Here is a 23,569-nt window from a genome sequence, read left to right on the forward strand (position 1 = left end):
ATTTTACCTTCTACTTTCACTATTCCATTCATCTTTTAATATCGCATATATCGCTAAATCATAAAAACCTCTTTTCTCACTGAAACTAGCTTGTCTTAATGTTCCTTCATACTTCATTCCACTTTTATTCATTACCTTTCCTGATGCACCATTTTTAGTATCATGAAGTGCTACTATTCTATTAAATCTAATTTCAGAAAATAAATAATCAATCACAGCCTTCAATGCTTCAGTCATTATGCCCATATTCCAATATTTTCTTGACATACAATATCCTACTTCACAGGAATAATGTTTTTCATTTATTCTCACCAAAGAAATTTCACCTATAACTTCTCCAATATCTTTTAACACAATAGCCCAATTATAGTTATCATCATTTTCATATTCCAAAGTCCACTGTTTTATAATTTCTTTAGTTTCTTCTACATTATCATGGGGCTTCCAAGATAAAAATTTTGTTACTTCACTATCTGTTGCCCAGTTTTTAAACATGTCATTGGAATCTTCAATTTCAAGCTTTCTCAGTAAAAGCCTATCTGTATTTATTGTTTTTGTCCCCTTATGTGTCAACATATAAATTTCCCCTTTTTAATTTAAGTTCCTTATTTCTCTAGATATTTATTAAAAACTACTTATTATTTTGACCATACCCACTCATATCATAGATTTCATCTGAATTCATTTCAATCATTTCCTTTTCACTAGTATATGGATAGTTTCTTTTAAAATATTCAACAATTCTATATCCAAAGAAATAACCTGCACACCAAGGTATTCCCTCTTCATCATCACCAAACATGTATTTACCATAATCTACATCAGTATAATTTAACAATTTAGAATAATGCTTATTCCATAATTCCTCTTCTTGTTCTTCACTTATTTGAGAAATCCACTTAGGATTTAAAGACTGATTAAAACTTTTCGCAAAGGCATCTGCTTGCCCATCGATTAGCATAGATTCTATAAACTTTCCTGTACGTCCTCCATGTACCACGTGCCAATAATTCCCCCACACGCTATGATGATACTCGTGAGCAAATACATAAGGTATCCACTCTAAATAATTTTTAGCTAATGGATTAATGTTTAATAAAATGTTACCAAACACATTAACTCCCCATACACCATTTTGATTTTCCTTAACAATCAAATTGTCATCATCAACGGGATAGATGGCAATTACTATAGGATCATCATCATAATTAGGAAGTGTATTTACTATTTGCATAAACCTATGTTTAATATCGTTAATGTCTATATTTCTCATTACTTCAATCTGTTGTTTTAATTTAGATATGTTCTTGATAGGTTGTGGTTTTCTATCAGACATATCAAATGGCGCCCATTGGCTAATTTTTTCCCAATAAGGCTTAATGGCATATTTATCCCATAACATCTCAAAATCTGCATTTTCTTTTTCCATATCTAACAAGTAGTCATCCAGATTTTCGTAAACAGCTATTATATCTAACTTCATTGCGCTCTCCTTTTTAACATAATTATTATGAATGATTATTAAACAATTTATAATAATTAAACTTACACATTTCACCATCATATAGTACTACTCTGTCGTCAACATAATTAAATCCAAGTTTATTAATTACAGTTTTAGATGAAGTGTTCTCTGGCTTTATGATTGCAGTTAAAGACTTTAATTCAGTATTTTCAAAAACCCACTGAATTAGCGCTTTAGCTGCTTCTGTTGCATATCCATTCCCTTGGTAGCTATCAGAAATACCATATAAAATCTCAACTTCATTATCTATTTCAGCTTTTGCATGAACTCCCACAACACCAATGCATTTATGCTCCATCTTATATTCAATTGCCAATATTATAAAAGGCTCATTTATATTAAACTTTTCATTTAGCCAATTTATCCAAGAAAGTGCTTCTGACTCATTATGCAAAACCATATCAGACAGCCAGTAAGACACATTGGGTTGTTGACTATAATATACTGCATCCTTTGCATCGTATGGTAAAAATGGTCTTATAATTAGATTTTCTGTTTCTATACTAATATTTATCATTTTAAAATCTTCTTTCTTTATTGTAATTCTCATCATTATCTTTAGTTAAACTTGTACAATAAGTGAATAAGCATAACTAAAAATTATCTATTTTATTTTTGTACTACTACATCCCTATAATTCGTCAAATAAGAATTTTGTTTATTTATATGATTAACACTTAAAGTCATTCCAATTTACTGGGGTAGTTTTTCCATTTTGCCAATCTTCTCTTGTAATACCATAACCAATTGCATCATATAGTTTTCCATTTTTACTTCCCCATGCCTTTCGATAGTGTGCCTCTTTAACAAAACCGCACTTATGGAATACACATCTCATTGCATAATTATCCTGCCTTGTATTTCCCTCTATCCTTTCCTTATCAGAGTAATTATTAAATATATAATCAACAAGCCACTTCACTGTAATTGTCCCAATTCCCATACCTTTGTACTTGCTCAAAATTTTTATGTCAAACAACGGGCTATCATCTTGTAAATCATAAATTCTTATCATTCCCACTTTTATATCCTCATCTAGAATAACCCAAAATGTTTTGCAGTCATCCCCAGTATAATAATGTTTTTCATAGCTCTCTCTAATTCTTTCAGGATTTTGGTTCGGTGTTCCATAAAATTCCCAAGTATCTGATGTTAAAAATCCTACAAGAGTATCAATTTCATCTTTAAATTCTTCAAAGCATATTTTCATGATTTTATTTTCTCCTTTAAATTTATTACAATTGAATCTTTTCTTTTAATCTCTCCTTTGGTTATTCTTCATTTATTTTTGCATAGAGCAAATTATCATAATAGTTATTCTCAAACTTCATAACCTTTTTTAATAAGCCTTCTTTTTTAAAGTTATTCTTTATAGCAACTCTTTCACTTGCTTTATTTCGTGGATCCATACGAATTTCCAGTCTTATTAACTTCAAATCATTAAAAGCAATATTTTCTAACTCCTTCACAACTTCGGTTGCAATGCCCCTATTAAAAAAATTTCTATCTATAAAATAACCTATTTCTCCTACGTGAGGACTATCTTGAAATATTTTTATATTACATCCACCAATCACAGCATCTTCATAGATGATTGAATAATTGTATTCAAGATTATTTGCTCTTTTATACTCTCGTCTCTTAATCCATTCTCTCTCCAATTCAATACTTTCAGGTATTGTTGCATAATAAAATTCAAACCTTCCCTCTATAAGTATTCTAAAGAAATCCTCAGCATCTTCTATTATTGGATACCGCAAATTAATCATAAAATTCCTCCTACAATCTCCACTCCTCAATAATGCTTACTTTCTTGTTTCTAGCATCAAGTTCAATCTCACACCCTAATGGTAGGGTAAACATAGGATGTGTATGGCAACAATCAAAGTCTGCGATAAATGGTAGTCTTTTATCTCCCAACACTTCTAATAATATTTCATATGGTTTTCTACCTGTATTTAAATCATTAAATAGTTCATGCTTTCCAAGGATTATTCCCGAAATTCTATCAAAAACACCATTTACTTTTAAAAAAGAAAAACTTCTTTCTATTGTTGCAGCATCTTTTAAAGAATCTTCTATAAAAAGTATATCTCCATCCTTTATTTCAGGCATGTATTTGCTCCCCCATATACCTTGCATTGTATTCAGATTTCCACCTATTACTCTACCTCTAGCAACCCCTTCATAGATCGTAATCCATCTATTTTCTCTCTCTTCTTTGCCTCTATCTTGTGTTTCCCAATTAACATATTCATCTGTCCAATATTGTGGAATTTCAAAAACATAAGGAATTTTTATTTCATCCATTGTAATTTCTTTTAAATATTCAAAGGTGGCATCAACAAAGGGTGGTAATTCCCCAAATGAAGCTACTAGTGCAGGTCCATAATAAGTACTTATCCCTGTTTGTTCATAAATTGCAAGTAGAATTGCTGTAACATCAGAATAACCTATTATTATTTTAGGATTCTTTTTAAATGCTTCATAATCTATATAAGGAAGGAGTGAATTTAAGTTCATTCCTCCTGTCAGATAATAACTTCATTCCTTTAATTCTTGTAGACTTTATCTTTCATATTATTTATATCACTATAGTTCATATATCATATACCAATTAAATAGATATCTTAAATAATATACTTTTCCATAGCTATCTGTGGTAAAAAGAAATCCTTTCCAATTAAAGTTCTATCCAATATCTTAATACCTCTTTACCTGATTCCTTTGAAATTACAGTGTTTTCTAACCTTCCACCATTGTACTCAATTATCTTTTTAGAACCAATATTATCAAAGTCACATGTTACTAAAACTGTTCTATGTCCTAGCACCCTTGCTTTTTCCAATATTAAATTTAATATTAACTTTCCATATCCCTTTCTTCTATACCTTGGTGATATATCATAACCAATATGTCCACCTTCTTCATAGTTTGTCTCATTAATCTCATATCTTAATCTAACAGTTCCTAAAATATCCTTGTTTTCATTTAAAAGCCACCATTCTGATGATGCAACGTGTCCTACTTCTAGATTAACTCCCTTTTCCCTCTTCTTAAGATAATCTAAATAGCTTTTAAAATCATAATTTGCTCTAGAATACCTTCTATCAATCACATCTTCTTCATTTTTATTATAGTCATTAAGCATTTCAATAAATTTCTCTTCAAGATAGAGTTCTGGCTGTACCAAATCAATCATCATTTACACCTCAATTCACAATGAATTTAATATTTACTTCTCTGCTACAAATAAAAGGTGGTTACTTGTACCTAAAAACTCAGGCTTTTCACAGCAATAATAATGATAGTTAAGCCACTTACTATAACTTTCCTCATCCATATTATTTATTTTATCTTCCAAAAGTTCACTTAATCCATCTGCAGCAATCTCTGACGTAACTTTTAAGTCAGATTCTCTTAATAGATTTCTACACTGGTCTACTGTATGGAAAACAAAAGGAAAGTCTACAACTTTAAAGGTGTCATGATTATAGTTATTTCCCTTTAAAAAATCTTCTTCATAGAGCATAGTTTCCGTAGTAATAACCATGTCATTTGATATAAAGGCAAAGAACATCTTTCCATCCTTCTTACAAACTTTTTTTACTTCTGCTATGCACTTCATCCTATCTTGAATTTTTGACAAATGATATAAGGGACCAAAGCATAATACAATATCATAAGTTTTATCTTTAATCATAGATATATCCATTGCATTACCTTGAAATACTTCCATGGACATTTGAAAATCAACTTTTCCCTTTATTTGCATAACATGTTTTTCAACTAGCTCAATGGCAGTTACATCAAATCCCCGTTTTGCAAAGTACAAGCTATATTCTCCTGTTCCAGCTCCTAAATCTAGTATTTTCATACCTGGTCTAAGACTTTTTTCAATCTGCCTTACCGTTGTTAAAAACTCCACTTGCCTAGCCTTTGTAGATAATCTTGAACCTTCATCAAAAATATCATAAAGAGCTGAAACTCTATCTGCTTCCTGTTCTATCTTTGAAATATCCTCTATCTTCATCTAAATACCACCTTACTTAAAATTATGGGTCTGCTCCTCTTTGTCCTAATTTTCTATAGTTCTAGTTCCATTACCTCATTCTTAATTGAAAAGCCTTCCTCTGCCTATTCACGTTGCCATCTCATTCTGCGAGAACTTCCAAATCCTCTTCTCCATCTAATCTACATATCATATTCCCCTATGCTCCTTTATGATTTTTAAAAATAAGACTAACTTATAATTAGTATATTTCTGTAGCATCCCTCGGTAATTCTTTGATATGCTTTATAAACTCAAAGCTTCTTTTAGCTTCTTCATAATTATATTCATATCCAAATATTTTACCTACTTCAGGTGCAATCTCTTCAAATAACTGGCATGTTGTAATCAACGCATTCCAAGAAGAATCATAATCACTCATATTAAAGGTACTCATCAACCTTGTCCATACATCTAAATCTAAATATTCTTTTAAATGTTTATTCGCTTTTCCTATACTTACCTTAAATTCTGTTTGAATACCAACCTTCCAAGATAGCATGGTTAATAATTCTTGTCGTACATAACTATTCATTACTTCTATTGTAAAAAGAATTTCTTCCCTCCAAAGTCCTTTTGCACAGTATGGTGCTACCCACCAAAAATTATTACATCTACTAAAATATTGTCCATAGGTAGGTCTTTTAACCCAATAATCTTCATCAGTTGTTGCTGGTATTTGTGGTAAACAGCTGTCTTTATCAAGTAAAGGAACAGTTAACTTATCTTTTCCATATTCCTTTATTAATATCTCTATAGGCTGAATATGCAAGTCAATTCTATTTTCATCTGTAAACTGCATTAAATAAGTATAGCCATTTTTAAAATCAACATCTCTTCCTTGCATTTTATCAAGCTTATCAGGTTCTTGGAAAATAATTGGCTCACCAAAAACACTTACCCAATCCTCATCTCTAATGAAAGATTCTGTTTCAGTAACTACATAAACAATGTCATAGTCCTGAAAAATATCTTTTTTCACATTAGGATTTGCCCGAGAACCATTCATATAAACAGCTCTAATTCGGCTATCTCTATTTGCAACACCCAATATTAAATCAAACATTTCCTTTTCAGTTCTCATCATAATACTCCTTTTTATCACTTCCATATATTTAAATACATTTCTTTTGTTAAGCCAAAATATATTTCATCATAATATCTACCATTGGTATAAATATTTTGCTTTAAAACCCCTTCCTGTTCACATCCAAGTTTTTTATGCATTTTGATAGATCCTTCATTTCCTTCTAAGACACTTACAGAATATTTATTTAATCTTCTTTCCATAAATCCATATTTCAAAAGCAATTTCATGGCACTTGTACCATATCCTTTACCTCTATGTTCTCTATCAATTTTAAGTCCAATCCCAAAAGTTCCATTCTTGTCATCATCTAGTAATATATTTATTCTACCAACATGTATTCCATCTAATGTCTCAATAGCAAATGTTATTCTACAATTATTAGTACATAAATTTGCAATTCTTTCAGAGTATTTTTTTGAATTTAAAGGTGTTGGTGGAAGGTCGACCTCATAATCTGCTAATCTTGCTGCTGAAGTATCAAAATTAGTATAATAATCCCACTCCCAATCATCTTCACTCCAAGCTCTTAACCTTACTAAATTATTTTGCCAATAATAATTGTCATATACTATTTCTCTCACAAAACTCTCCTCCTCCATTTTCTTACACTATAAAACTAACTTTGAGTATTACTAAAATTCATATCTATAATAATCAACTTGAAAATCAATCTGAAAACCACATTTTTTATATAAATTAAAAGCTGTTGGATTTTCTGAATCCACATCAAGGACTACTTTATCAGATTTTTTTAGGCCTTCATTCAATGCAAATCCAACCAGCTGTTTTCCAAATCCTTTTCCTCGATATGGTATAGCAATGGCCACTCCATAAAGAAATGCATGTCCTTCCTCATAATTAAAATCAAAAACTCCTACTGGAGCTCCTTCTTTGTATGCTATATATACCCTTCTGTTTTCTGAATAAATTACTGTGTCAATAAAATTACTGCTGTCCTCTAAGTCTGGAAAAGCCTCTCGTGTAATTTTTTCAAATATCCTCTTCCTCTATACTCAGGATGTGTAACTGCTAATATTTCTCCTTCATAGGAAGTGGGAATAAAAGTAGTTAAAAAAGCAACCAACATATCATTTACATATCCCATGTAAAAACACTGCACTGTTTTATCAAAATTAATTTCATTTGATAAAAAATCATGATTTTCTAACACATCTTCACCAAATGACACTGTTTCTAAATTTAAAATTTCAGTTATCTGATTTTCTGTTAATTTGTTTGGCATTTCAATTCTCATGTTACATCCACCTAACTATTTACTTACAAGCATAAATCCAGGGGAACTTCATCATCATAATTTACACCACTTAGAATAAAAAGTTAATTTTCATTTCATCCATCTTACTATAATTTGTCACTTAGCATCACTCCTATTTGTTTTGAAATTATGAAAGTTCTGACTATCTTACAATTGTCACATTCCTTCTAGTTAATAATCTAATCTCATAATGTACTCGCTTCCAAATACCTGTCCATTAAAATCAAAACCAAACCTCTTATACAATACTACAGCATAGGTACTTTCTTTGTGCACACCAAGGAAAATCTTATTATGCGAATTGTCTTGTTTTATCATATCCAAAAGTTTTTCTAAGGATTCTTTTCCATATCCTTTTGATTGATATTTTTCATCAATCATCATACGGTAAATCCAATATTCACCATCATCTTCATCAATACAATACATAATAAAACCAATCATAATGTCATCATCATATACTGCTAATGGAATGCACTCTGGTTGAATTTTTGATTGTGCTATTGAAACTGCATTAGATGTCACAAAACTAACTTGATCTTTTGCCACAGTAAGTTCAATGCAATCCCAAAAATTATCTCTTGTAATTTCTTTAAATGATACCAATATTAATTACCGTCCTTCCTATTAAATAATTTCATATCCTAGATCTTATACCATTCATACTTTGTCAATTCTAAGTAGGTATCGTCCTCTTCAAGATACGTTGGTCTTTCTTTGCTTACAAAGCCTAGCTTTTCATATAGTGCCCACGCCTTTCTATTTGCAGACTGTGGTTCAACATAAACCTGATTTACTTTTCCCCCTGTAAAAGCTTTGTCAATAGCAAAACTTAATGCTTTTGCCGCGATTCCTTTTCCCTGTGCATGTGGAAGTAATTTAATATCCATTGATGCTAAATCATGCTTGACATCAACATCATAAAAAGTTTCTCCACAATAACCTATACCTTCAGCATATATAGAGTAATGACATCTTTCTGGCTTTTTAATTGCTCCTTTAAGCCATCCCTTTAATTGATCTAATGTAATACCAAGCCCATCCGGAAAACCTACAAAAAACATAACCTCTCCATTATTCCAAAGATTCATTACATTTTCCAAATCTCTTTCTGTTGTCTCTTTAATTGTAATTTCCCCTTTATACATAAATATCCCCCTTTGACATTTCTCCATATAGTATAATTGTATACTTTATATGACTTCATAAAATTTACTTATAAAAACTTATAATTGTTTTTTATTTATCGATATGCATTATCATAATTAAGCAAGGATTCGATTCATCCCATAATTCAGTAAAACATTCTAAAGGTTTAAATCCCATTGTCGTATAAAAATCTCTTGTTTTTGCATATGATGGATCTGGATTTGATTCATCTAATGTTTTGACTTGTAAAAATTCTATACTATTTTCCTTACAAAAATCACAACATACTTGAATCAAGGCCGCACCAATTCCTTTTCGATGGTATTCTTCCTTAATTCCCATTACATATATTTCACAAGAATATTTGTTATGTTGCTTTAATGCAATAAATCCAACCGCATTATCGTTTTCATATACAGCCCAGTAAGGCATTTTACTACTTTCCTTAGTGTATTCTGTTATTGCACTTGGGATACCAAACCAATTTGGTAAACTATTTAATATATTTCTTGTTATTTCAATTTTTATATTTTCTTTATCAACTTTTCTTAATATCAACTAAAATCCTCCTACTATAAAATATAAATATAATTACATAATCACTTTTAAAGTTATAATTCACTAAAAAAACTCTGTAATATAGCTTATTTAAAGTGACTCTAATATTTTTTTAACAATATTAATAGAATTATTTGATACTGATATACAGTTATTTTCAAATACTTCTACACCACATTCTTCTTCCGTATCTGTTATGGACCTTATTGCTATGAATGGAACATTATTCACGTAACACACATGAGCAATACTTGCCGTTTCCATATCTACACAAAGTGGATGATATTTAGAAATTATTTCAGTACGACCACTATCACTTATAAAGGCTTCTCCAGTAACAATTCTTCCAAAGAATATTTTTTGAGTGAATGTATTTTTATCTATCACTGCTCTACATAATTCAACCAGCTTACTGTCTGCTTTAAAGTATATACTTTCCATCCATGGATGATATTCAGTCAAGATACCTTCATCCACATCATGATATGTTATTTCTGTTGAAATAACAGTATCTCCAATATTTAATATATTATCTATTCCTCCTGCTACCCCTGTCACAATAATATGAGTAACATTGAATTTATCTATTAATATTTGAGTTGCAATGGCTGCATTAACTTTACAAACCCCACAATACAATGCAACAACATTACTATTTTTGTATATACCACGATAAAATGTCAGCATAGCAACATTTTCTACTTTTTTATTACAAATCTCCTCAATAAAAGGCATAATTTCATTTTCTGTTGGTCCAATAACCCCAATTTTCAAAAACTCATCCCCTAATTATTTACTTAAAAGCATAAATCCATAAGAACTTTATCATCATATTTTATAATCTTTCTTTAATATGGCTAATACAATATCATCCACAAACTCACCTTTCATAATGGTTCTTTCTCTAAAAATACCCTCTTGAACAAAGTTTGCTTTTTTTAGAGCTTTTACAGACGCTTCATTACCAAGGGTTACAGTAGCTTCTATCCTATTAAAGTTCATTACTTCAAATCCGAATTTCACCAAAACCCTTATAACTTCAGTTGCATATCCTTTATTCCATTCATCACGATTAAAGCCATATCCAATCTCGCTTCTTATTGAAGCATCATCAAAGCTCCCTAAATTACAATATCCAATGATTTTATCATCATTCTTTCTTGCCACACCCCACGTAATCTCTTCTTTACTTTCAAATTCATTTTTGTAGCAATTTATGATAGATAGTGCATGACTTTTGGTATTGATTGGTGTAAACCAATCATATTTAGCAACTTCAGGATCACTATAAATCTTAAATATCTCTTCTACATCTTCTGGATTTACCTCTCTAAATATTAATCTATCAGATTCTAATTCTGGAAATACCTCAAAGCACGACTTGTCAATTTTCATTTCATGCATAATATTATGACTTGTCACTTAGTATCACTCCTCTTTTTTTAAATTAGGCAAGTTCGAACTATCTTATAATTTTTAAATTGCTTCTAGTAAATAATCAATCTTATATTTTACATATCTTTTCATAACTAACAAGTGTCATTCTTTCATTTATCGGTATTAGATCACCAACTTTTTTATATCCTAATTTTTCGTATAGATGACAGTTGCCCTTTTCCTGAAATATTGTATCCAAAATCCACTTCTGTGCTTTAGGATAATAACTTTCTATTTGTTTCAATGCTTCTTGTGCAATTCCCCTATTTTGGTATTCTGGAAGAACACATAAAGCAGAAATCTTATATGTCATTTCCGCTAATTCTGTTACTCTAACCCAGCCAACATTAACATCGTTCAGCTTAAAAATATAAGCTGTAGTATTGGCTCTATCCATCTTTTCTTTAACCATATCAATACTTTCCATTGCAGGGTTTACATCATAATCATGATATTTGTCAAGCAACTGTCTAAATGACCTTTTTTGTATATCATGGACAACATCTGCAATGTCGCTTGAAATCTGCATTACCTTTAGCATTTCTACTCCCCTTATTTAAATCTACTTATTTTATTCAATACTTCTCTAGCTGTATTTGCAATATTCTCATATTTAGGTATATCAATTAGTCTAAAGTACAGGCTTTTTAAGAACATATTCACATTAAATGCAATGACTAAATCTTCTGGATACTTTCCTACTTTTTCTATTTTATTAAAACTTTTTATCCATTCTTCAATTTCTTCTATTGGTATTATTTCTCTTTCCAATATAGATTTAACAGCTGTTATTATACGTTCATCTTCAAAATGAATGTATCCATAGTAATTTATATTTAACTTTTTATAAAATGCATCTAGTATGTTTTTTAATCTCTCATATCCAATTTCTTCACACTTAGCAAATTCATCAAGAGCATCAGCACCATGGGCAGCTCCATGAGCCCAGCCTTTAACTTCTATATGTCCTCTAACATCCTTATCTTCATTATAAAATTTCAAAAGAGTATCAAAGGCCTTTTCCATATCACTTTTAGATAAGAACTTATCACTTCTATGTCTATAGATGCATGCTGCAACTATTTCACTTGAAAAGGTTCTACCGAAAACCGAATCATCAATATTACCTAACCCCTTAAGAATATGATTTTCATCTAAAGCTGTCCACAATAGCTCATTAACCTGCTTTTCTGATAGCTGATTTTCATATATCCAAGTAAATAGATTGGAAAGTATAAGATCATCACGCAATTCACTATCAATATCTCCTATATTATCCATCATTTTTAGGGATAACTCATATGGATTAACCCCTTCTGGAACTTTATATTCATTTTCCTGTATATTCTTTAACAATTGTTTTAATTCTTGTTTTTCCAACTTATATATCACCCCTTTAACCTTTTATTAAATCCCCGTAATACGTCTTTAATCTATATACAAATCCATAAGAATTTCATCATCATAAATTCCATCTATATTAAAAAAGTTTCTATGAACCCCTACTCTTTCAAATCCAAGCTTCTCATAAAGATGTTGAGCTTTTTTATTGCTAGCTTTAACACCTAAACTTATAGTTTTTATAGTTTCATGATTTTTAGCAAAGTCTATTAATACTTCCATAACTGTAGTGCCAATTCCCATGCTCCAGCATTCCTTTTTTACTGAAATAGCTAATTCACTATTATGGGCAATTCTTTTTCTATTGGGAGCACTAACTTGTGAAACACTAACTATTTGATTATCTATAATACCTAGGAGCATAAGAGCATTATTATTTTCATTTATATTTTTAATATATTCTCTCTCCTGTTCTACAGTAAGTCTAAACTCATTCTTACCAAATAGAAGGTTATCACTTTCTCCACCAACTATATTTAGATACTCAATCATGGATTCTGCATCTTCTTCTGTTGGTTTTCTTAATATAAGCACCTTGCTATTTTCTAATTTTACTAGCTTTAATATGTCATCCTTCATACTCATCACTTCTTTCATTTACCCTTATGCTTCTAAAAATCTTAAAACTTCTTTTTCTATATTCACAAAATCCATAACTGCTATATCCTCTATTACATATCTATTACTTAACTCACCTATCAGCTTAGCTCCTAAGAAATACCCCACATCACTGATACCTAAAACTTTAAACCAATCACCATAAAAATCTCTAGTTCCTTTTTCTTTGTCCTTTAAAGCTTCTACATATTTTAATTTAAGTTCTTTTTCTAACTTTTCACAGTCAATGCTCCACTGCTCTCCCCTAGAATCAACGATACTCTCTCCTAATACTTGTTGAAAATATTGGGCAAAGCCTTCCTCATATATATTCCAGATTCCTTCATTATACTTATTCTTATCTACCTACTTTGGTAATTTTGATTCACCTCTTATTTGAAAGTGAACTACATGACAAAGTTCGTGACAAACTAAAGCATCTATTTTTTCCTTCTGTTGCCATCCAAGCTTTGCAATCTTATCAACACCAAAGAGCATAGCTCTTTTCCCCTCATATTCATCTACCCATCCAGCAGAATTTAATAATCCCCTATATATCACTATATTTATATCCATTTCGATATGAAATATAGCCTTAACTTTTTCTTCTATACCATTAAAAGTCTTTAAAAGATTCTTATAGCCTTCTATCATATTAGGAAAGTCCTCCTCAGACCTATTAAATACCATAGTTAGTCCTATTTCCTTCCAGTTATACCCTTCTGATTCATAGTCTTCTTTACACTTTCTCCCCATCTCTGGAAAATTACTATTATAAAACTTCTCCCATAACTCCATCTTTTCTTTAGGCTCTTTATTTAAGTTTTCTTCCATAAATCCCTTATAATCCTTAAAAGTATCTATAATGTTTATCATCATAAGTCACCTAGCTTTCTAAAAATTCTAAAAATTACTCTCTCTTTAATCCCTACTGAATAATTCTATAATCAAAATTATCTTCAATAATTTTATATCCTATTTTAGCGTAAACTCCGTTAGATACAGGATTGCGTTTATCTACAAAGAGGCTGCAGAACTCATTTCCTCTTTCTAAATATAATTTACTTAGGTTATAAACTACAGCAACTCCATAGCCCATGCCCCTCTTTCTAGCATCTGAGTAAACTAAACTAATAGAAATTCCTTTCTTTAATTGTTTTGTAAATGCTGCCATAGAAACTGGCACATGATTTTCATCTTCGAAAATATATATAGCTCCATTTTTAATTCTAATTACTAATTTTTCTATAAAGTCTTCTACAGCTATGTCCTCATTTAAAGCTTCCTTTGCAAATCTAATATGCCAATCTATTATTAAATCTAAATCCTTCTCTGTAGCTTCACGAAAGTATCCTTTAGGTAAAGTAACTTGGTTTAGTTTTCTTAGCTCCATAATGTCCATGGCTAAACGCTCATGAAATTTACATTTTGCTTTTTTTTCGTAATAGTCAATGCATTTTTCACAAACCTTTTTATTAGAGTTAATGCCACTTATATCAATTTTATTTTCTAAGAGGTAATCTACTAAAACTTTAATGGAGTCATCTACCTCTTCCTTTAAATTGTGTATTAGCAAATTATATGGGCTTACATTACAGAAAATAAGTGATGCTCCAACCTCATCCTCTACACGTCCAAATAATATATCATTATTAGTATCTTTTTCCCTATTTGTATATGCATTAAATAGTATCAACTGATTTACTGCTTCTTTCTTTAAAAGTATCTCTTCATTAATGTTTAAAAAATCTTCAACCTTATCATATATAACCACCTTCATAATTTTCTTAGTATGAGCCTTAACTCATACTAAATACGCCCCCTTTTCTATCTAATGATTTGTACTCTTATTGAATAAATTTTATAACTCTATTACCATTCCATCGTAAGCAAAGCTAATATCTTCATAATGATTTTCTAATTCTAAATAATCATCATAGGATTTTCCCCAATCTTCCTCAAGATGTGTCATTATAACCTTTTTTATATTATATTTATTCTTTAACTCAACTATCTCATCCATTACAAATAATTCTTCTCTTAAAGGATTGTCCTCTTCTAACTTAAAGTCACCCTTTAAGACATCACCAATAACTGTATTACCTATAATCATTACATCAGCATCCTTAAAGATTCCATTCACTGGGAAAGGTTTTACATCACAAGGAGCATATATAAGCTTCTTTTCTCCTTCTTCAAAAACAAATACTGTAGCAGATTCAGCCTTAATTAGAGTTATTTTTATTTCTCCTATTTGTATTGAATCATTAACCACATGTCTTTTTATTAAATTTCTTATTTTTTCATAGTAGTCAAAATATGAGCCATGCTTTGAGCGTATGGAATTTAAATCTTCCATTACATGATCCATAGCTATAACTTCTATAGGATTTTCACATTCTATTCCTTGGGAAATATTTAGCCAATTTAGTCGAAGCTGTTCAAATACCCTCATACCAAGGGTATGATCTGGATCCATATGACTATATAAAACTCTATCTATTTCCTTAATTTCTCCATAATTTAAGCTTTGAGAAATATCCTCTGGGGTATCTATAAGTAGCTTAGCTTCTTCTAGATATAAGCTACATCCAAATCTTGCATAAGGATTTCCCTTCTTTCTCGCCTCCATACATACTCTACAACAGCAAAGTGGCTTTGGTAGTGTAACACATCCTCCACTACCTATTATTTTAAAATTCATAGTAATCCCTCCTGTTTTCTCTCTAGTTATAATTAGATTTTTTATTATATATGTTTCAATAAAGTTTCTACATTAAATTTACTTCTTTTATTTTTAGACTATTTTCTGTATATAACTTTGTTAATAATTCGTGATATATGAAAATTATGAAGTAAAACAACATCTGATTATGCTTTTTACATGAGTTAGAGGAACTTATTCATTGATGTATAATTTGATACTCGAAATCCAAGATTTTCATATAATGGTTTCCCTTTTTCAGTGGCCATTAAATCAACTGCGGCAACGCCTAATAGCTTTACTTCCGATAAAAGTTCAGTCATAACTTTCGTTGCAATGCCTTTTCCTCTATATTGAGGGTATGTAAAAACATTGTATACCGTACCGACAAGATATGATGAAAACGCTATTATCGGAGGTCTTTCAACGATTGACATAAATGCAGTTGCTAATACTTCATTTTCATTCTCGGCAATGATAGCAATAAATCCCTTGTTAAGGTGTTGAGTAAAATATTCTTCTAACTTCGTTTTAATATCTTGCACTTCTTCCGAAGAATACACACCTTTTTCTGCAAACAGGTAATCCATACGAATCTTTATGAGGAGGTCAATATCCTCTTTAACCACTTTTCTTACTTTCATATTTTGCACCACCTTATATTTATAATCTTCAATTCGCACTTTTCTACGATTGCGACTTTCTCATCCATAATACTTTGACTTTCTCTCCTGCAATCTCGCCATCATATTCACTAAATACTTTAAAGCCTGATTTCTCATAAGTTTTTATGGCTCTTTTATTAAATTCAGCTACTCCCAGCCTTACATAATCACCTTTATATTGATGATGTTCTACTGCAAAATTAACACAAGCAGAAACAAATTCTTTTCCTAAACCTATTCCTGTTAAGTTAGGTTTTAACCCAAAACCAATCCACATTTCATAAAATACATCAGGATTATCTTTCACGGTGTCTATATCAACATAACCATCATCATCTGAATTTTCTTCAACCTCTCTAAAAAAATTTATAGTTAATTCCCCTACTAAAATTTCTTTTTCATTCAAAACTGCAAATTTACTGAAACCCCAATCTTTATTTTCCTGTAAATCTTCTGCCTCATTACAATAATCATATATAGAATATTCATTTTCATATTTCCATTCATTAATCATTGTTTTTGCATAATTATCATTCATAGGTACAAACTTAAACTTCATATTAAAACCCCTTAATAAATCTATCTTATATAATTAACATAATAAGTATCATATGGTTCTTTTAATACATATCCAAGCTTCTGAGCTAACTTAACAGACTCAAGATTAGCAGCATCCCAACTAGGATACTTCCCCTTGCTAATACAGTCTAAAATTAATGCAGCAGCTGCTATAGTTGCTAACCCTTTCCTTCTGTATTCTGGAAGTGTATCAACTTCAATTTCGATTCCTTCATCGTAAACACTATAAGATGACGCTGCCGATACAATCTTTTCATTATGCAAAATACAGAATCCAATGCCTATATTGATATAATCATCTATGGATTTAAACTGACTTGTAAAATCTTCTGATAACTCTTGTAGTGATGGATTTTTTGCTAAAGATTTATCTATTTTTTTTAACTCATATCCTTCAGGTAATGTTGATAGAAATGTATTTAAATGATCAACATCTAAATTCTTAATATCCCTTTTAAATCTATATCGTTGAAACTTTTCCATACGTCCCTTATGAATAATTTCTATACGTTTTTTCCACTCTTCAGTATCCACGATAACTAAAATATTCTCAGGCAAATTATATAGTAGTTCTTCTGCTTCCTTACTGTTAGGGTCTCCTGCATAAAATGCAAAAACCCCTACTATAACCTGTACAACTGTTGGTTTTTCAATGTCATCAGCCCAAGCTTTTCCCATATGTCCTTGAAGGCATGAAAGAATAAGTGTACAATCTATATTTTTAAAAACAGAACATAAATTTTTTCTTAAATTACTATCTACTTCATAGATCATTAAAATTTTCTCCTCATTTCAATTCAAATATTTCCCTTAACTTCATTTATAATTTCTTAGTTAAAAAATACTCCTTATGTCCTTTAGGGCTATCCTCTAAAATTCCAAAAACCTTATATCCATTCTTCATATAAAAGTCCGGACCTTGAAAATCGAAGGTATCTAGATGCGCTATATGACATCCTTGACTCCTTGCTGCATCCTCTGCCTCTTTCAAAAGTATTGAACCATATCCTCTATTGCGATAATCATCATGAATCCACAATGTGTCAATATAGAAAATATGCCAAAACACAGAGTAAGCTAATATTCCTCCTATGACCTCACCCTTTTCATTCTTAATACAACGATTTATCTTAATGTATGGCTCATCTTGCTCAAAGGGCTTAGACAGCTTGTTGTGTTCCATAAGCATATCATCAATGTAATCTACTTCTTCTTCATTAGGTATTTCTATTTTAATACTTTCTTCATTCATATTTATTTCCCCTTAATATATAAAGTTGAAAATAAGATTAATTAATAATTATTCAATCTTATTTCCTAATTAAAGAATTTAATCCTTCTATTTTAATATCATTTACCATATAGAAAAATGCTAAAACCCGCATGAACAGAACAACTAGTTAACTATTTATATATTTAAATAGTTATATATGGAACTATTTACCTATGCAAATAGTTCCATAGTTTCCTATGAAGCTATATAACTATTTACATAGCTCATAGGTAAAATTTAATTTTAAATCATGCATTGAATCAGCAATAAATTTTATTTTCTTATATTATTCACAAGGAAACTCCTTTTCACTTTGTTCAAATGAGTAAGTTCCCAGATCTAAATCGTAGATTTATATGGTCACTTATGCTCCTTCATTTAAGAAGCTGTACTGAGCCATGTATAAGTTATAGTAGAATCCTTTAAGTTTTAATAATTCTTCATGAGTTCCACTTTCTACAATTTCACCATCATCTACTACCATAATTTTGTCACAGTCTCTTATAGTTGAAAGTCTATGGGCAATTACAAAGGAAGTTCTTCCATGAAGTAATTTGTTTATACCTTTTTGAACTAATATTTCTGTTGCCGTATCTATATTAGATGTTGCTTCATCAAGGATAAGAATTCTTGGATTTGCAAGTAATGCTCTTGCAAAGGATATAAGTTGTCTTTGTCCTACTGAAAGCCTTGAACCTCTTTCGTTAACTTCTGTGTCATATCCTTTTTCTAATTTCATAATAAAATCATGGGCATTAACTGCCTTTGCTGCTGCTATGATTTCTTCATCAGTAGCATCTAATTTTCCATATCTAATATTTTCCTTAATAGAAGTTGAGAATAAGAATGTATCTTGAAGCATTATTCCCATTTGGCTTCTTAAGGAATAAAGATTGACCTTAGAAACGTCCTTACCATCAATTAAAACTTCCCCTTCAGTAGTATCGTAAAATCTACTGATTAAGCTAGTTATTGTAGTCTTTCCTGCCCCTGTTGGTCCAACTAAGGCGATATTTTCACCTGGTCTTATTTTAAAGTTTACATTGTGAAGTACCTGAACGTCTTTCTCATATTCAAATGAAACATTTTTAAACTCTACCGCTCCCTTAATAGTTGGCATATCTTCACTTCCCTCCATCTCATCAATGGTTGGTACTACATCCATAATTTCAAATATTCTCTCTGCTGCTGCAAAGTTAGTAACTAATGTATTGTAGTAAGAAGCTATATTTATGATTGGTCTCCAGAACATACTTGTATATGATATAAAAGCTATTATGGTTCCTATAGAAACTTCTCCACGTCTAGTTAAGGTTGCTCCATACCAAAACACTATGATAGAACTTATTCCAAAGGACATATCTATAAAAGACCAAAGCCAATCGTTGTATTTAACTGCTGATAAAAATCCATCTCTAACCTCACCTACAGCTTTTTCAAATTTCTTAGTAGTTTCTCCTTCAAAGGTGAAGTTTTGAATAATCTTTATCCCTGAAAAAGATTCATGGGTAAAGCCATTTAAATTGGAACGTTTTTGTCTAAATACCTGCCATTTAGCTCTAGCTTTTACCATCATTGTAGATACTACAACTGCAAGTACCGGTAAAATTATTATAGAAACTATAGCTAATTTTGCATTCATTACAAAAAGTATTACTCCGATAGCTATAAGATTTAGCGCCTGCGGTATAACTGTAGTAACAGATTTTGAAAACAGCTCTGAAAGAGAGTTTACGTCTCCAACAACTCTCGCTAAAATCTTTCCTACTGGTCTATCGTCAAAAAAGGAAAAGGAGAGTTTTTGTATATGAATATAAAGCTCTTGCCTTATAGTATGCAGTATACTGTGAGTGGTTTTATTCATTTGATAGGTAGATAATTTACTAGCATACATACCTATAACATTTATTCCTACTAACCCTAGACTTATAACTATAAGTCCTACTACATCTTTTACTTCAATATAATTATCTATAGCAATCTTTAAAAGCATAGGGCTTAAAAGCCCTGTACCCATTACTATAAGCATAAGAAAAAGTACTAAAGATACTTTTAACTTATAGGGTTTTACATATTTCACTAATCTTATTAGTATATCCCGACCCTTTAAACTATTAATTTTTTCGTCTTGATTAACTGAATTTTTAGCCATTCTAGCACCTTCTTTCTCTCTTAAAAGTTAGCCACATCTTCATCTGACAACTCTAAGAAATCTTTAAATTGAGTTTGATATATCTCAAAATACTTACCTTTTTTATTTAAGAGTTCTTGATGATTTCCTCTCTCTACTATCTTTCCATCTTCCATATATAAAATCATATCTGCATTTTTTACAGCTGATATTCTATGGGCAATGATAAAGGTAGTCTTCTTCGTGTCTCCATGATATAGATTTTTAAGTAATTGATACTCTGTTTCCATATCTAAAGCAGAAGTTGAATCATCTAAAATTAAAATTTTGCTATCTCTTATCAAAGCTCTAGCTATACATAATCTTTGCTTTTGACCTCCTGAGAGTCCAAGACCTCTCTCACCGATTAATGTGTCATATCCATCCTTAAGTCCATCTACAAATTCCTTTGCACATGCAAGCTCTACAGCCTTTTCTAGTTCTTCTTTAGTAGCATTGTTCTTACCATATTTAAGGTTATTCTCAATGGTATCAGAGAATAGAAAAGAATCCTGTGGAACTATAGAAATACTATCTCTTAAGGCTTTTAAGTTTACATCCTTAAGATTTATACCATCTAAAGTTATTTCTCCTTCTGTAGCATCATAGTTTCTTCCTAAGAGTGCCATTAATGTTGACTTTCCTGAACCTGTAGTACCCATAATAGCTACTGTAGATCCAGCTTTAATATTAAGATTTATATTATCTAATACATTCTTTTCTCCATAGGTAAAAGATACATTTTTAAGTGATAATTCACCTTCTATATTCTGTGGAACAATTCCCTCTTTAGAATTTTCAATAGTAGTGCTTACCTCTAAAATGTTGTTTATCTTTCCTGCTGAAGCCTTAGTTCTAGAGAATAGATTCATAAGCCATCCAAATTCTCTCATTGGCCATATAAGCATCCATAGATAACTAGTGAATGCCACCAATTGACCTACAGTAATCTTATTGTAGATTACTAAAATACCACCTACACAGGTTACAAGAACTACAGAAAGATTCCCTAAGAACTCCTCTAATGGGAAGAACTTAATCCATATCTTTGTATGTTCCATTTGTAAGTCAAAGTTTTTAGAATTGTATTTTAAGAATTTAAGAATTTCATGTTTTTCTCTTCCAAAAGCTTTAACTAGCTTAACTCCAGCAATATTTTCTTGTGCCGTAGTATTTAGCTCTGCAATGTGGTCACTTATTCTGTCATATACATCATCAATCTTCTTTTCAGATTTTATGGTGATATATGCTATTATTGGCATAGTAGAAAGAGCTACTAAGGTAAGTGTTGGACTTATCCTTAATAATAGAACTGAAGCTATGCCAAAGTAGGCTATATTTTCTATTAAAAGCCTAAATCCAAAGCCCATAATGTCCATTATATTATCTGCATCTTCCCCAACCCTTGACATTAATTCACCAGTGTTTACTTTGTCAAAGTAAGAGAAGGACAGTCCTTCAATATGCTTAAATAAAGTTTCCTTTACTTCCTTAGAAATAGTTATTCCTAAATAATCAAATAGATACTCCTTTAAATATCCAAAGAAAAACTTTATTAATGATATACATCCTATAATAAACAATATTTTATTTATAATTTCATAGTTTTTACCACGAAGTACATCATCTATAAATATTTCAGTTACATAGGGAATTGTTAAATCTGCTGAAATTACCAGAATCATTGAAACTATACCAAATATAGCTACCCCTAAATGATTTTTTACATAACTCAAGATTTTTTTCACTTGAATCCCTCCTTCAATGTGGTTATTATTATTAACCTCTTATGTTTTAATGTGTAAAATTAGTATCTACAAGCCACCTCTTAGTCATAATACTTCCTCCCTTTTGTCCTATAATCCCCAATCATGTTAAACTCTGCTGTCTATAAGTTTGCTATAGATATAATTAAAAATAAAAATAAAAAAGTCATAGTCCTATACCTCTTGGTATATAGGACTATGACTTAAATCATCTATAGCGTGAATAATACTAAGGATTTAATCCTTAAATATTAAAATTCATTTTAGGCTTATGTATATCTTACTTATCTTAGTATAAATAATTGTATTAAAAGCCTTATAAATATATAAAAAGTCCCGGGTTACCCTAGGACTTTTCTCACAAAATAGTTTGTTAAAAATCAATCTTTTAAACCTATATTCTGAGGCAGGGTAATATTCCAAATATTAAATTGTAAAATGTGATTATATGCACCATTAATATTGCCAGCGCCAATATTGACTCTAGCATTAACTCTATTTCTATTCATTTCACTGATTACTAATAAATTGTTTAACATTTTCCTACCTCCTTTTTCAAAATTTATTTTCTAGTTTTATTTAGTTTTACTAATTTTTACTACCCTTTTATTATATACAATTAATATAAATAATGTCAATGACTTTTTCTAAATTTTTTGAATTTATAAAATATAACCTCTATTCAATATAATTTTATGAAAAATAGCCACTATTAAATAGTGGCTAAGAAATCAAAATTTTAAATGTATAAACCATATTATATATTAAAATTTTACCTATCATTTAAAATGTAATTATAAATTAGAATTCTGATGCTAAATTAGTTAATGCTTTATCACATACTCTATATACAGTCCATTCATCCATTGGTATTGCTCCAAGTTGCTTATAGAATTTTATTGATGGTTCATTCCAATCAATACACCACCATTCAAATCTACCGCAATCTCTTTCTACTGCTAATTTAGCTAAGAATGAAAGAAGTGCTTTTCCCATTCCTTTTCCTCTCATTTCAGGTCTCACATATAAATCTTCTAAATATAAACCTGGTTTACCTGTGAAGGTTGAGAAGTTGTGGAAAAATAATGCAAAGCTTACTGGTGTACCTTCATACTCCCCAATTACTACTTGAGCTGCCTTTCTTACAAATAATGATTCCATTAAAATTTCTTCAGTAGCAACTACTTCATTTAAAAGCTTTTCATAATCTGCTAATTCCTTTATAAATTTTAGAATTAAAGGTATATCCTTCTCTTCAGCAAATCTTAAAGTATAATTTTCTACTTTAGTTTTTATTGTACCTTCCATATTAAAAATCCCCCTATAAT

Annotated in this window: 32 protein-coding genes; all 32 read right to left on the minus strand. The window is 30.4% G+C overall.

Going from position 1 to position 23,569, the window contains the following annotated elements; all coding sequences use genetic code 11:
- Positions 1 to 3: 3 nt before the first annotated feature.
- The 32 genes from IO99_RS02530 to IO99_RS02675 all read right to left on the minus strand — a co-directional run bounded on the left by IO99_RS02530 (position 4) and on the right by IO99_RS02675 (position 23,549).
- Entirely contained in the window at positions 4 to 576 is a 573-nt protein-coding gene (locus tag IO99_RS02530; protein ID WP_035129837.1) for a GNAT family N-acetyltransferase, read from the minus strand.
- A gap of 55 nt (positions 577 to 631) precedes the next feature.
- Positions 632 to 1,483 (minus strand): DUF2268 domain-containing putative Zn-dependent protease, encoded by an 852-nt coding sequence (locus IO99_RS02535; protein WP_198028545.1) that lies wholly within the window; start codon positions 1,481 to 1,483, stop codon positions 632 to 634.
- Positions 1,484 to 1,508: 25 nt separating this feature from the next.
- A complete protein-coding gene (locus tag IO99_RS18240) occupies positions 1,509 to 2,042 on the minus strand; it encodes a GNAT family N-acetyltransferase (RefSeq protein ID WP_051823859.1) in 534 nt (177 codons plus the stop codon).
- Positions 2,043 to 2,195: 153 nt separating this feature from the next.
- Complete coding sequence (locus IO99_RS02545; RefSeq protein WP_035129843.1) at positions 2,196 to 2,735, minus strand: GNAT family N-acetyltransferase; 540 nt, start codon at positions 2,733 to 2,735, stop codon at positions 2,196 to 2,198.
- A 61-nt stretch (positions 2,736 to 2,796) separates the two neighbouring features.
- Positions 2,797 to 3,294 carry a GNAT family N-acetyltransferase gene (locus tag IO99_RS02550; protein ID WP_035129846.1) on the minus strand — a complete coding sequence of 166 codons (498 nt, stop codon included), beginning with the start codon at positions 3,292 to 3,294 and terminating at the stop codon, positions 2,797 to 2,799.
- A gap of 10 nt (positions 3,295 to 3,304) precedes the next feature.
- Positions 3,305 to 4,048 carry a S66 family peptidase gene (locus IO99_RS02555; protein WP_198028546.1) on the minus strand — a complete coding sequence of 248 codons (744 nt, stop codon included), beginning with the start codon at positions 4,046 to 4,048 and terminating at the stop codon, positions 3,305 to 3,307.
- 160 nt (positions 4,049 to 4,208) lie between these two features.
- Positions 4,209 to 4,730 (minus strand): GNAT family N-acetyltransferase, encoded by a 522-nt coding sequence (locus IO99_RS02560; RefSeq protein WP_035129849.1) that lies wholly within the window; start codon positions 4,728 to 4,730, stop codon positions 4,209 to 4,211.
- Positions 4,731 to 4,760: 30 nt separating this feature from the next.
- Positions 4,761 to 5,558: a class I SAM-dependent methyltransferase gene (locus IO99_RS02565; RefSeq protein WP_035129854.1), complete on the minus strand. Its 798-nt coding sequence runs from the start codon at positions 5,556 to 5,558 to the stop codon at positions 4,761 to 4,763.
- 220 nt (positions 5,559 to 5,778) lie between these two features.
- Positions 5,779 to 6,660, minus strand: coding sequence for an aminoglycoside 6-adenylyltransferase (locus IO99_RS02570; RefSeq protein WP_035129857.1), 882 nt, complete (start codon positions 6,658 to 6,660; stop codon positions 5,779 to 5,781).
- Positions 6,661 to 6,677: 17 nt separating this feature from the next.
- Positions 6,678 to 7,247, minus strand: coding sequence for a GNAT family N-acetyltransferase (locus tag IO99_RS02575; RefSeq protein WP_035129859.1), 570 nt, complete (start codon positions 7,245 to 7,247; stop codon positions 6,678 to 6,680).
- 51 nt (positions 7,248 to 7,298) lie between these two features.
- Positions 7,299 to 7,664 carry a GNAT family N-acetyltransferase gene (locus tag IO99_RS18620; protein ID WP_084178043.1) on the minus strand — a complete coding sequence of 122 codons (366 nt, stop codon included), beginning with the start codon at positions 7,662 to 7,664 and terminating at the stop codon, positions 7,299 to 7,301.
- Positions 7,625 to 7,921, minus strand: a complete 297-nt coding sequence (locus IO99_RS02585) for a GNAT family N-acetyltransferase (RefSeq protein WP_035129863.1) — start codon at positions 7,919 to 7,921, stop codon at positions 7,625 to 7,627. Before IO99_RS02585 ends, IO99_RS18620 begins: the two co-directional genes overlap by 40 nt.
- A gap of 192 nt (positions 7,922 to 8,113) precedes the next feature.
- Positions 8,114 to 8,548 (minus strand): GNAT family N-acetyltransferase, encoded by a 435-nt coding sequence (locus IO99_RS02590; RefSeq protein WP_035129866.1) that lies wholly within the window; start codon positions 8,546 to 8,548, stop codon positions 8,114 to 8,116.
- Positions 8,549 to 8,586: 38 nt separating this feature from the next.
- Positions 8,587 to 9,090 (minus strand): GNAT family N-acetyltransferase, encoded by a 504-nt coding sequence (locus IO99_RS02595; protein ID WP_035129869.1) that lies wholly within the window; start codon positions 9,088 to 9,090, stop codon positions 8,587 to 8,589.
- A 91-nt stretch (positions 9,091 to 9,181) separates the two neighbouring features.
- On the minus strand, positions 9,182 to 9,649 hold the full coding sequence (locus IO99_RS02600; RefSeq protein ID WP_035129872.1) for a GNAT family N-acetyltransferase: 468 nt from the start codon (positions 9,647 to 9,649) through the stop codon (positions 9,182 to 9,184).
- A gap of 90 nt (positions 9,650 to 9,739) precedes the next feature.
- Entirely contained in the window at positions 9,740 to 10,423 is a 684-nt protein-coding gene (locus IO99_RS02605) for a 5'-methylthioadenosine/adenosylhomocysteine nucleosidase (protein WP_035129875.1), read from the minus strand.
- Between the two features lie 54 nt (positions 10,424 to 10,477).
- Positions 10,478 to 11,071, minus strand: a complete 594-nt coding sequence (locus tag IO99_RS02610) for a GNAT family N-acetyltransferase (RefSeq protein WP_051823864.1) — start codon at positions 11,069 to 11,071, stop codon at positions 10,478 to 10,480.
- Between the two features lie 82 nt (positions 11,072 to 11,153).
- Entirely contained in the window at positions 11,154 to 11,627 is a 474-nt protein-coding gene (locus IO99_RS02615) for a GNAT family N-acetyltransferase (protein ID WP_051823866.1), read from the minus strand.
- Positions 11,628 to 11,638: 11 nt separating this feature from the next.
- Entirely contained in the window at positions 11,639 to 12,466 is an 828-nt protein-coding gene (locus IO99_RS02620; protein ID WP_051823868.1) for a DUF2785 domain-containing protein, read from the minus strand.
- Between the two features lie 48 nt (positions 12,467 to 12,514).
- Positions 12,515 to 13,066, minus strand: a complete 552-nt coding sequence (locus IO99_RS02625; protein ID WP_242844071.1) for a GNAT family N-acetyltransferase — start codon at positions 13,064 to 13,066, stop codon at positions 12,515 to 12,517.
- Positions 13,067 to 13,090: 24 nt separating this feature from the next.
- Complete coding sequence (locus tag IO99_RS19590; protein ID WP_278245219.1) at positions 13,091 to 13,213, minus strand: hypothetical protein; 123 nt, start codon at positions 13,211 to 13,213, stop codon at positions 13,091 to 13,093.
- A 237-nt stretch (positions 13,214 to 13,450) separates the two neighbouring features.
- Positions 13,451 to 13,960, minus strand: a complete 510-nt coding sequence (locus IO99_RS02630; protein WP_035129878.1) for a hypothetical protein — start codon at positions 13,958 to 13,960, stop codon at positions 13,451 to 13,453.
- Positions 13,961 to 14,012: 52 nt separating this feature from the next.
- Positions 14,013 to 14,864, minus strand: coding sequence for a GNAT family N-acetyltransferase (locus IO99_RS18245; protein ID WP_051823870.1), 852 nt, complete (start codon positions 14,862 to 14,864; stop codon positions 14,013 to 14,015).
- A gap of 81 nt (positions 14,865 to 14,945) precedes the next feature.
- Positions 14,946 to 15,788, minus strand: a complete 843-nt coding sequence (locus IO99_RS02640) for an MBL fold metallo-hydrolase (protein ID WP_035129881.1) — start codon at positions 15,786 to 15,788, stop codon at positions 14,946 to 14,948.
- Between the two features lie 185 nt (positions 15,789 to 15,973).
- Positions 15,974 to 16,432 (minus strand): GNAT family N-acetyltransferase, encoded by a 459-nt coding sequence (locus IO99_RS02645; RefSeq protein ID WP_035129883.1) that lies wholly within the window; start codon positions 16,430 to 16,432, stop codon positions 15,974 to 15,976.
- A 43-nt stretch (positions 16,433 to 16,475) separates the two neighbouring features.
- Positions 16,476 to 17,012: a GNAT family N-acetyltransferase gene (locus tag IO99_RS02650; RefSeq protein ID WP_035129886.1), complete on the minus strand. Its 537-nt coding sequence runs from the start codon at positions 17,010 to 17,012 to the stop codon at positions 16,476 to 16,478.
- Between the two features lie 20 nt (positions 17,013 to 17,032).
- Positions 17,033 to 17,806, minus strand: a complete 774-nt coding sequence (locus IO99_RS02655) for a GNAT family N-acetyltransferase (protein ID WP_035129889.1) — start codon at positions 17,804 to 17,806, stop codon at positions 17,033 to 17,035.
- A 46-nt stretch (positions 17,807 to 17,852) separates the two neighbouring features.
- Positions 17,853 to 18,284, minus strand: coding sequence for a GNAT family N-acetyltransferase (locus tag IO99_RS02660; RefSeq protein WP_035129892.1), 432 nt, complete (start codon positions 18,282 to 18,284; stop codon positions 17,853 to 17,855).
- Between the two features lie 385 nt (positions 18,285 to 18,669).
- The gene (locus IO99_RS02665) at positions 18,670 to 20,457 is read right to left on the minus strand and encodes an ABC transporter ATP-binding protein (RefSeq protein ID WP_035129894.1); all 1,788 of its coding nucleotides are present in this window, start codon (positions 20,455 to 20,457) and stop codon (positions 18,670 to 18,672) included.
- A gap of 20 nt (positions 20,458 to 20,477) precedes the next feature.
- Positions 20,478 to 22,223, minus strand: a complete 1,746-nt coding sequence (locus IO99_RS02670; protein ID WP_035129896.1) for an ABC transporter ATP-binding protein — start codon at positions 22,221 to 22,223, stop codon at positions 20,478 to 20,480.
- A 398-nt stretch (positions 22,224 to 22,621) separates the two neighbouring features.
- The gene (locus IO99_RS18940; protein WP_156964273.1) at positions 22,622 to 22,780 is read right to left on the minus strand and encodes a hypothetical protein; all 159 of its coding nucleotides are present in this window, start codon (positions 22,778 to 22,780) and stop codon (positions 22,622 to 22,624) included.
- Between the two features lie 262 nt (positions 22,781 to 23,042).
- Entirely contained in the window at positions 23,043 to 23,549 is a 507-nt protein-coding gene (locus tag IO99_RS02675; RefSeq protein ID WP_198028547.1) for a GNAT family N-acetyltransferase, read from the minus strand.
- Positions 23,550 to 23,569 lie beyond the last annotated feature (20 nt).

It is taken from the genome of Clostridium sulfidigenes (assembly GCF_000732635.1).
GTDB classification, from domain to species: Bacteria; Bacillota; Clostridia; order Clostridiales; family Clostridiaceae; genus Clostridium_J; species Clostridium_J sulfidigenes.